Below are 7,835 nucleotides of genomic sequence, written 5' to 3' on the forward strand. Positions count from 1 at the left end.
AAATGAATACATTATCGGCCGGTACATACTTATCGAAGATATTTCTGATGAAAAACGGCAGATTTTAGAGCAGAAACGTTTAAGAACTCTGGATCCTTTGACTAATGTCTATAACAAGGAATACTTTTTTGAAAAAGTTGAGCACCGCCTTAAATATGACCGGTTTACTCCATACTATCTCATTGTTACTGATTTAGTGAATTTCAAACTAATCAATGATTTGTACGGAAAGCATGCCGGTGATGATATTCTTATACGTATTGCTGATTCATTCCGAAAGTACTGTTCTTCTGATGATTTGTATGGCCGCCTTTATAACGATCATTTTGTAATGCTGGTACCACGCAGGCATTTTCATGAAGAAGCCTGGCTTGGTGCGTTTCAGATGAATATGTCCTATATGAATAATATTTCCTACACTGTAATCGGTCATATGGGCCTGTATGCAATTGATGATGTGACAACTCCTGTGTCTGTAATGTGTGACAGGGCTTTTCTTGCCATAAAAACAATCAAAAATGACTACAAAAACTGTTTTGCATATTATGATGAAAATCTTCGCAATGAAGTAATTCAGATGCAGATGCTTATGAATGAACTTCCAAAAGCGCTGGAATACGGTGAAGTTGAAATGTATCTTCAGCCTCAGTTTACAAAAGAACTTAGGGTTGTGGGTGCTGAAGCTCTTGTCCGCTGGCGTCATCCTGAGCGCGGTGTTATTCCTCCTGGAGATTTTATCGAAATTATCGAAAAAATTAATATAATTTCAGATGTTGATAAATATGTCTGGGAATGTGCCTGTAAAAAACTTGCTGAATGGCACAAGCAGGGACGCGATGATTTATATATTTCAGTAAATATTTCTCCAAAAGATTTTTATACGCTCGATTTATATGAAGTGCTTACATCTCTTGTTGAAAAATACCAGATTCCACCGTCAAGACTGAATCTTGAAATCACTGAAACAGCCGTAATTATGGATTTAAATAACCAGGGAAAACTTCTGGACAGACTGAGGGATTATGGTTTTCTTGTCGAGATGGATGATTTTGGAAGCGGTTATTCAAGTCTGAATATGCTTAAAGATATTTGTGTTGATGTCCTCAAAATTGATATGGGATTTTTACAAAAGTCTCAGAATGATGAAAAAAGCCGTCTGATTCTCGAAAAAATTATAATTCTTGCTAAAGCACTTGGAATGAAAGTTGTTACAGAAGGTGTAGAAACCGTTTCTCAGATTGATTTTCTTTCTGAGGTTGGATGTGATTTGTTTCAGGGGTTCTATTTTTCACGGCCGATTCCTGTTCCTGATTTTGAGGAACGCTACTTTTAAGAATAGGATGATGTATGAGCGAAAATAACGAAGAACTCAACCCGCCAGACTTGGAGAATGCACTCAAGGAAATGTGCAATCTCCTCTCAAAAACAAACGATGCGCATTTTATTTATGACTTTTTCGGATGCCTCTTTACGCCGGCCGAGCTGAACGATTTTGCAAAACGCTGGCTTCTGGTGCGTGAAATCGATAAGGGAACGACTCAGCGCGAAATTGCAAAAAAATTCCACATTTCACTCTGTAAAATTACGCGCGGTTCACGCGAATTAAAGAAAGATGCCAGCGCATTCCGTAAATTGCTTGATTACGCTGATAAATTAGAATAGTCACATTGAAGAAAAGACCTCGATTTACTATAATAGGTTTCACTATTTTAAAGAGGTCGTTTTTTTATGCACGCTATTGAATTGGAAAAGGCTTATAATCCCAAAGATTTTGAGGACAGAATTTACGGTCAGTGGGTCGAGAAGGGCTACTTCAAACCTGCGAGCGACGCTGATTCTCCGGTACATTCACAGAAATCATCCAACATTAAATATACGGTCGTCATTCCGCCGCCAAATGTAACAGGCGTTCTTCACATGGGCCACGGTCTTAACAATACTCTGCAGGATATCGTAGTCCGCTATCACCGGATGAAGGGCGATGATACTTTGTGGATTCCGGGAACTGACCATGCAGGTATTGCAACTCAGAATGTCGTTGAGCGAGCCCTCAAAAAGGAAGGCAAGTCTCGTAACGATTTGGGCCGTGAAAAATTCATCGAGCGTACATGGGAAGTTACCCACGACCATCATGACACAATCGTAAAACAGCAGAAAAAGCTCGGTAACTCAGTTGACTGGAGCCGCGAGCGCTTTACTTATGACGAAGGCCTTTCAAAGGCTGTCCGCGATGTTTTCGTTACATTGTATGAGCGCGGCCTCATGTACAAAGGTCAGCGTCTCGTAAACTGGTGTCCTCGCTGTGGAACTGCTCTTGCTGATGACGAAGTTGACCACGTTGACACTCAGGGTGCAATGTATCACCTTTTCTACGAATATGCAGACGGAAGCGGTAAAATCGAAGTTGCAACAACCCGACCGGAAACATTCTTCGGTGATACAGCCGTTGCCGTAAACCCTGACGACGAGCGATACAAGGGACTCGTCGGCAAAATGCTCAAACTTCCTCTTACAGGTAAAGAAATCCCGATCATCGCTGATTCTTACGTTGATAAAGAATTCGGAACCGGTATGGTTAAAATCACTCCGGCACACGACCCGAACGACTGGGAAGTGGGCTTGCGTCACAATCTTGAAGTAATCAATCTTTTGAATCCGGACGGAACTTTAAACGACAATGTTCCAGAAAAATACCGCGGCCTTAAATGCGAACAGGCACGAAAACTTGTAATCGAAGATTTGACAGAATCCGGTCTTTTCAAGGGCGAAGAAAAGATGACTCACTCAGTCGGTCACTGCTACCGCTGTAAGACAGTCGTTGAGCCGTATTTGAGCTATCAGTGGTTCGTAAAAATGAAGCCACTTGCAGAAAAAGCACTCAAAGCATGGCGCGACGAAGAAATCGTGTTTTATCCTAGAAAATGGGAAAATACATACACACACTGGATGGAAAATATCCGTGACTGGTGTGTAAGCCGCCAGATCTGGTGGGGACACAGAATTCCTGCATGGTACTGCGAATGTGGCGAAACAATCGTAAGCCGTGAAGATGTTACAAAATGTCCTAAGTGTGGAAGCACAAATGTAAAACAGGACCCGGACGTTCTCGATACATGGTTCTCTTCATGGCTCTGGCCGTTCTCAACTTTGGGCTGGCCGCAGAATACAGAAGATTTACAGAAATTCTACCCGACAACAGCTCTTGTAACTGCATACGACATTATCTTCTTCTGGGTAAGCCGCATGATTATGGCAGGTCTTGAGTTCACCGGAAAAGCTCCTTTCCACGATATTTACATTCACGGTCTTGTGCGCGACAAGCAGGGACGAAAAATGTCTAAATCGCTCGGAAACGGTCTTGATCCTCTTGAAATCATCGAACAGTACGGAAGTGACGCGCTCAAATTCACTCTTGCTTATCTTGCAGCTCAGGGACAGGACGTTCTCGTTGACAACGATTCATTCAAAATGGGAAGTCGTTTTTGTAACAAAGTATGGAACGCAAGCCGCTACATTCTTGGAAACCTTGAAGGACGCAATTTAGTTCCTGTAAAAGATTCAGATTTGAACGAGCTCGACAAATGGATTTTCACCGAACTCAATGCCGCTGCAAAAAATGCGCGCGAAGCACTGGATTCATACCGCTACAACGATGCTGCAAGTGCAGTTTACGAATATTTCTGGAACAATTTCTGTGACTGGTATGTAGAGGCAACCAAGCTTTCATTCTGGCACGGAGACGATGCCGAAAAAGACAGGGCAGTTTCAGTTCTCTTAAACGTTCTCGAAGAATCTTTGCGGCTTTTGCATCCGTTCATTCCGTTCGTAACAGAAGAGATTTACTCAAAACTTCCTCTTGCTGAAATTATCGAAAACCGCAAAAAAGCCGGCGGACAGAAGGTTATGTCTAACGAAACATATTCTGACCTCCTTGTTACCGCTCCGTACCCTGAGTTTACAGAAGGCCGGGAAGATGCAAAAATCACTGCACGCTTTGGTGCTTTGCAGGATTTAATCCGCTCAGTCCGGGGCTTGCGTAACGAGTGCGGTGTAAACCCAGCCGACAAAATCAATCTTGCAGTTTTAATCGAAAAAGGAAGCAATGCCGAAGTCTGCCGCGAAAAGGTCGAAATGATTCAGCTTCTTGCAGGTCTTTCAAAGGTTGAATTCGTCGAATCAAAACCTGGAAAATCAATCGGTACTGTCGGAACAGGCTTTGAAGCATTCATCATCCTCGACGAAAACATCAATAAAGATCAGCTTCTTCTTCACTTCCAGAAAGATTTGGAAAAAAATCAGAAGGATGCAGAAAGAACCGAAGCCAAGCTGGGCGGCAAATTCGCCGAGCACGCACCGGCCGAAGTAGTTCAGGCAGAACGCGAAAAACTTGCCGAAACAAAACGCCGTATCGAAAAGCTTGGAACATATATCGAAGCATTGAAATAAACGGAGGGAGCTTATGCCGTCAAAATATGAGATGAAAACCGAAAAACCGGAGCAGATGGATAAGGAGCACATGCAACAGCTCAAGCATATTATCCTTGCTCCGTACATGCAGCTTTCAACCGGACTTATCGGTAAGAGCCGTCATGCAGGCGGAAATATGTTCCGTCATCAGATTGATACACTCGGCATTCTCATTGACTACGGTTATATCGACTCCGTTCTGCTTAAAGCAGCCCTTGTTCATGATACTGTCGAAGATATTCCGGATTTTGATAAAAACGAAATTATCAACGCTGATTCAGAAGGTCAGCAGGTTTTGGATTTGGTTCTCGAAGTAACAAGGCGTGAAGACGAGAACAAGCAGCAGTTTCTCCGCCGCATAATCAATAACGGCAGTCAGAAGGCAAAAATTTTAAAGTGTGCTGACCGCATTTCCAACATGATTTCACTTGGCTTTGTCACTGATCCTAAATTTATCGAGCGTTACTGTGATGAAACTGAATTCTTCCTGCTTCCGATGGCACTTGAAATCGACTTTAATATGTATCACGAGCTTATCGAGCTTATCCGTACCCGCCGGCGTTATCTTGAAGACGGCGGATATTTCTGTAATAAACACAAAGAATCTTCAAGCGACAAAATTTAACACTTTTCTGGCTAAACAGGACTTAACAGCAATAAAATTTGCCAATTTCTGTGGTTCGTGCGATAATTTTTCTATATGAAATTTACAAAACGCACTCTTCCAAAAAATCTTCCGCTTTTACTAAAAGAGCGGGTAAGTCAGTGTCCTTCTGTTTATCTTCAGGCTTCTAAGGATAAAAACGGTGTCTATCAGTATTACACATATGAAGAATTTTATGATTCTGTGATTGCCTTTGCGCAGGCTCTTCTGTCAATTGGTGTAAAGCGCGGGGATAACATTGCACTTATGAGTGACAACAGGCGCGAATGGTTTATTGCAGACTATTCAATTCTTTGTCTTGGAGCCGCAGATGTTCCCCGCGGCTGTGATTCAATGGGCACAGAAATGCGTTTTATCACAAGTTATGCTGACTGTGTGTATGGAATTTTTGAAAATGAAAAACAGCTTTTAAAAATTCTTGAAAAAAAAGATGAAGTTCCGCTTTTAAAGACTGTAATTCTTTTTGATAAAATGAGCTCTGAAACTGAAACTAAAGCCGGTGAAGCAGGGCTTTTATTTTATTATTTTGCAGATTTACTGGAAAAGGGAAGGAAAATTGTTTCAGAAAATCCGGAACTAAGAAAAAAAGAAATCGAAGATGAAATGGAAAAGACTAATCCTGATGATGTTGCAACGATGATTTTTACTTCGGGAACTACTGGTACTCCAAAAGGTGTTATGCTTACACATAACAATTATATTTCTCAGCTTTCTGTAATTCATGATTTTATAAACTGTAAAGAAGGTGACTGGTGGATGACGATTCTTCCTGTGTGGCATGTGTTTGAACGTCTTATTCAGTATGTTGCCGTACATATGAAGTGTGGTCTTGCTTATTCAAAACCTGCAGCTCCTGTTCTGCTTCCGGATATGGCAGTTATACGGCCGCAGTGGATTTGCGGTGTTCCGCGTTTATGGGAAGCGCTTGCAACGGGTGTTATACGGACTATGAAAAAGACAGGCGGAATAACTTTAAGGCTGTTTAATTTCTTTATCGGTGTCGGTTCCCGGTATGCACTTATGCGCGATTATGTTTTTGGAAATCTGCCTCAGCTTTCTTCAAAAAAACGCTGCAGATTTTTCGATACTTTGACCGGCTTTTTGCCATGGATTCTTCTCTGGCCGTTTCATAAACTTGGTGATGTGCTTGTCTTTAAAAAAATCCGGGCAAAAATGGGCGGGCGTATTTCAATTGCAATTTCCGGAGGCGGTGCCCTTCAAAAGGAAATCGACAATTTTTACCGTGCAATCGGTTTGAATCTGCTTGAAGGCTATGGCATGAGTGAAACAGCTCCTGTTATTTCTTTCCGTGATTACCGCCATCCGCGGCCGGGTGTTGTAGGTGTGGTTTTCCCGACTTTTGAATTACGGATTGTAGAAGAAGAGCATGGAATCATAAAGAGTATGAATCCGCTTCCTCCGGGAAAGCAGGGGCTTATTGTTGTCCGCTCTCCTCAGGTAATGAAAGGTTATTACAAACGGCCGGATTTAACCGAGAGGGTAATCGATAAAGACGGCTGGCTTAACACAGGTGACCTTGGAATTATGAGCCATGACAATGAAATTAAAATCACGGGCCGTGCAAAAGATACAATCGTGCTTCTTGACGGCGAGAATATTGAGCCGAGTGTGATAGAAGCTTCTCTTCTGGCAAGCGATTTTATCGAAAGTGTAATGGTAGTCGGTCAGGATAAAAAATACCTTGGCGCACTTATTGTGCCGGCTAAAGAGAATCTTATTTCGTATGCAAATGAGAATAACATTGTTTATACAAGTTACGAAAATCTACTTGTTTTACCGGAAATCCGCAGTCTTTTCGAAGGAATCATCAATGATAAAATAAAATCAGCGAACGGATTCAGAATCTGCGAAAAGATTTATAAATTTGCGCTTATTCCAAAATCATTTGAAGCCGGTGTAGAACTTTCTGCAAAGCTTGAGATGATGCGCTATAAAATCGCGGAAATGTACAAAAAGGAAATAAACGACTTGTTTGTGTGAAAATATAGACTATTTTACGAAAATTCGGTATTTTATAATTAACAATTTTGAATCTTTATTTTTAGGAGATAAAAATGGCAGTAAAGGTTGCTATTAACGGTTTCGGCCGTATTGGTCGTTTGGCATTCCGCCAGATGTTCGGTGCAGAAGGTTACGAGGTTGTCGCTATCAACGATTTGACAAGCCCAAAAATGCTCGCTCACCTCTTGAAGTATGATACAGCACAGGGTGGATACGCTGGCCGCATCGGTGAAGGAAAACACACTGTAGAAGCTCATGACGGTGAAGGCGAAGATAACTACATCGTAGTAGACGGTAAAAAAATCGTCATTTACAAAATGCCTAACGCTGCTGATCTTCCATGGGGAAAAATCGGTGTTGACGTAGTTCTCGAGTGTACAGGTTTCTACGTATCAAAAGAAAAGAGCCAGGCACACATCAATGCAGGTGCTAAAAAGGTTGTAATCTCAGCTCCAGCTGGAAACGACCTCCCAACAATTGTTTACAACGTAAACCACAAAACTCTCAAAAAGGGTGACAATATCATTTCTGCAGCCAGCTGTACAACAAACTGTCTCGCTCCAATGGCAAAAGCTCTCAACGACGCTTTCCCAATTCAGAGTGGTATCATGAGCACAATCCATGCTTACACTGGCGACCAGATGATTCTCGACGGTCCTCAGCGCAAGGGTGACCTCCGTCG

General features: G+C 42.1%; 6 protein-coding genes. All 6 read left to right on the forward strand.

Features of this window, described 5'->3' with window-relative positions; genetic code table 11:
* On the forward strand, positions 1-1,333 hold a 1,333-nt coding region (locus ACKI5B_RS13380; RefSeq protein ID WP_407429602.1), incomplete at its 5' end, for a putative bifunctional diguanylate cyclase/phosphodiesterase.
* 14 nt (positions 1,334-1,347) lie between these two features.
* On the forward strand, positions 1,348-1,662 hold the full coding sequence (locus ACKI5B_RS13385; protein WP_407429604.1) for a Trp family transcriptional regulator: 315 nt from the start codon (positions 1,348-1,350) through the stop codon (positions 1,660-1,662).
* Positions 1,663-1,728: 66 nt separating this feature from the next.
* Positions 1,729-4,446 (forward strand): valine--tRNA ligase, encoded by a 2,718-nt coding sequence (locus tag ACKI5B_RS13390; protein WP_407429606.1) that lies wholly within the window; start codon positions 1,729-1,731, stop codon positions 4,444-4,446.
* Between the two features lie 31 nt (positions 4,447-4,477).
* Positions 4,478-5,092 (forward strand): HD domain-containing protein, encoded by a 615-nt coding sequence (locus ACKI5B_RS13395; protein WP_407429612.1) that lies wholly within the window; start codon positions 4,478-4,480, stop codon positions 5,090-5,092.
* Between the two features lie 75 nt (positions 5,093-5,167).
* Positions 5,168-7,132, forward strand: coding sequence for an AMP-dependent synthetase/ligase (locus tag ACKI5B_RS13400; protein WP_407429608.1), 1,965 nt, complete (start codon positions 5,168-5,170; stop codon positions 7,130-7,132).
* A gap of 74 nt (positions 7,133-7,206) precedes the next feature.
* Positions 7,207-7,835 (forward strand): type I glyceraldehyde-3-phosphate dehydrogenase (locus ACKI5B_RS13405; protein WP_407429610.1); only part of this gene is annotated, 629 nt, incomplete at its 3' end.

This window comes from Treponema sp. (assembly GCF_045657965.1).
Lineage (GTDB): Bacteria > Spirochaetota > Spirochaetia > Treponematales > Treponemataceae > Treponema_D.

Coding starts and splice junctions, on each gene's coding strand:
- ACKI5B_RS13385 (WP_407429604.1), top strand. CDS start 1,348: ATGAGCGAAAATAACGAAGAACTCAACCCGCCAGACTTGGAGAATGCA.
- ACKI5B_RS13390 (WP_407429606.1), top strand. CDS start 1,729: ATGCACGCTATTGAATTGGAAAAGGCTTATAATCCCAAAGATTTTGAG.
- ACKI5B_RS13395 (WP_407429612.1), top strand. CDS start 4,478: ATGAAAACCGAAAAACCGGAGCAGATGGATAAGGAGCACATGCAACAG.
- ACKI5B_RS13400 (WP_407429608.1), top strand. CDS start 5,168: ATGAAATTTACAAAACGCACTCTTCCAAAAAATCTTCCGCTTTTACTA.